The organism is Pseudoalteromonas sp. Z1A6 (assembly GCF_011378745.1).
Lineage (GTDB): Bacteria > Pseudomonadota > Gammaproteobacteria > Enterobacterales > Alteromonadaceae > Pseudoalteromonas > Pseudoalteromonas arctica.
Genome location: NZ_WTKW01000482.1, coordinates 1 through 2,456 on the forward strand (window position 1 = coordinate 1; position 2,456 = coordinate 2,456).

Sequence of the window (2,456 nt, forward strand, 5' to 3'; positions counted from 1 at the left end):
AAAATAGTCTGTATAAAAATACAGACTATTTAATCTGGGGTTAATTACTTTTAGTTAGGTTTTTATTCGACCAAGGTTACCGATACATCATCCACATAAAAGTCAGCGGTGAGTTCACTTGACTCAACATAAAGTAAAGCGGCGCTTTCCTGCGTTGTAATTGAATGTGTGTAAGTACCTGATAACTGTACCCAGTCGCCTGCTGCAACTGTTGTAACAGGTGTAAGCTCAAGGTACTCGGTGCTAGTGTGTTCTATTTGTAGCGTTAGTTTTATCTCTGGTGCAACGGCACTGGTATCGTCAGATAACTTAATCCATGCAGATACGTTATACGTTTTACCTGCGCTAAATAAGCCTTTTACATCCTTTTGAATACCGTTCCACGTTTCCGTACGCCCTTGTACTAAAACGCTATTATTACCACTGTGGGCTTGGCTTGCATCTAAGGTAATGCTTGCACTGCCACGGGCTTGCCATGAATCAAGTCCTGCTTCAAAGTCGCCATTGGTTAGCAGCTCCGAGGAAGGTGCTGGCTCAGCTACTTCAATTAGCTCTTTTAATGCATTAGCAAATCCTTGTAAGGCAGGCTTTGCTGTATAGTCATTAAAAAATAATAGCGGCCATTCTGTTGTTGGCGCTGGCCAGTTTTGTAACCAGCTATCCTCGTCAATTACGCCCCAAATAGTAATACCACCGCGTTGATCTTCAGGTACCGTTTCTAAGTATGTTTTAACAATATTGTAGTAATACTGCTTTTGCTCATCGGCTTTTTCACTGGTTAGGTAAGTTAGAGGAATGCCGCCTTCGTTGTTCATACGAACATCTAGCTCGGTAATTTTTACTTTAATTTTAGGGCGAATATCGACCACTTTTTGAAGATGTGCCTGAATGGTTGAAATATCAGGGCTGTTGAGTGAAATATGAGATTGAAAACCTATGCCATCAATAGGCACGCCATTGTTTTGAAAATCGTTAACCATAGATATAACGGCATCTAATTTATCGGCATTCCAAATCAGGTTGTAATCGTTGTAGTATAAGTCTGCATCGGGGTCGGCAGCTCTTGCTGCTTTATAGGCTAATGGTAAAAATTCGGCTCCTATATTTTCAAACCATACAGATTCGTCGGCGCTGTCGTCAGTGGTTTTTTCACCACGGTATTTACCATTTTCCATAAACGCTTCGTTAACTACATCCCAGCTAACTACGGTATCGTTATCGCCTTCTTCTTCAAAATGAGTGGCAACTTGAGTGATGTGATTTTCCATCATGGTTATCCACGCGGCTTTATCACCTTGAAAGCTCTGCATCCAAGGCGCAATTTGCGAGTGCCACACAAAAACATGGCCATGTACCGTGAGTGAGTTGTCTTTGGCGTAGTTAACTAGCTCATCAGAATCATCGTAAAAAAATTCACCTTGAGTTGGTTGTAAATAGGTAGGCTTCATAATGTTTTCAGCAGAGAGTTGATTAAAGTGTTGTTCAATAATCGTTTTAATCTCTGGTCTGTCTATTACGCTGTTACCAAAACCACCCGCTGGCACAGCCACGCCAATATTAAAATTAGGTGCCAATGCTTTTAAACTTTGTGCTGTTACTTCGCTGTATTGAACATCAGGTATTTCTTCTGCTGGTACATCGTCTAAAATAAAGCCTGAAAATTCGTCTAGGTATATAGATTTGTTAATGTTCTCTTCTTTTGAAAAGTGAATTGCCAGCCTTACTAAAGAGTCAGCTTCGGCTGTTGCGGCTGTTAATGTTATTTTTTGCCACTCGCCTGTGAGTGTTTCTTTTACTAGGCTAAGTTGACCGTAATCTGGTGCGGGCGTTTGAATCCAAAAATCGGCACTGGTTCCCTCTTCACCTTTGACCCAAACACTAAACTCGTAATTTTTACCACCGGTGATAGGAAGGTCTTCATAAGCTATTTCAATTCCCCACGGGTTGTCACCCAATGTATTAACGTTAACCTCAACTGCTTTTGTGCCTTGGTAAGTATTAACGCCTTCTTGCGATTCTATTACCTCTATAGTAGAAGTCGCGCTTGATTCTTGTGTTGGCCTAAATACCCAATTTCCGACGGGTGTTGTTTGCCCTGCAGTGTCTTCTTCAAACCCGCCATTTGTTATTTCAGCTGCTATTGGCGCTTCAGGCTCTGGTGTATCAGGGGCTACTACTTCCGGTATGGGTTCAGGCACCGGTGTATCTTTATTATTCCCCCCGCACGCCATTAAAAGTGACACTAAGGTCACTAATCCGGTGTTACGAAAAATCGATTTATTCATTTTTTATTCCTTAGACTAAAGCAATAAATGAGTCGTTTTTAAACTAGGTGCAGTAAAGCCATTTGAGTGAATAAAATATGATATGAGTATTTCTACTGCATCATCAAAAAACTATTATTCAATATGACTATAACAAATTAGAAAACAAACAGTCATTTATATTTATTATTT

The 2,456-nt window shown here is 40.5% G+C and carries 1 protein-coding gene; it reads right to left on the reverse strand.

Annotated elements, in window-relative coordinates; translation table 11 throughout:
• Nucleotides 1–62: 62 nt before the first annotated feature.
• Nucleotides 63–2,285, reverse strand: a complete 2,223-nt coding sequence (locus GQR46_RS18720; protein WP_165742043.1) for an endo-1,4-beta-xylanase — start codon at nucleotides 2,283–2,285, stop codon at nucleotides 63–65.
• Nucleotides 2,286–2,456: the final 171 nt, after the last annotated feature.

Bases quoted from the DNA above. Each gene is read 5' to 3' on its own strand.
- GQR46_RS18720 (WP_165742043.1), bottom strand. From the start codon at position 2,285: ATGAATAAATCGATTTTTCGTAACACCGGATTAGTGACCTTAGTGTCA.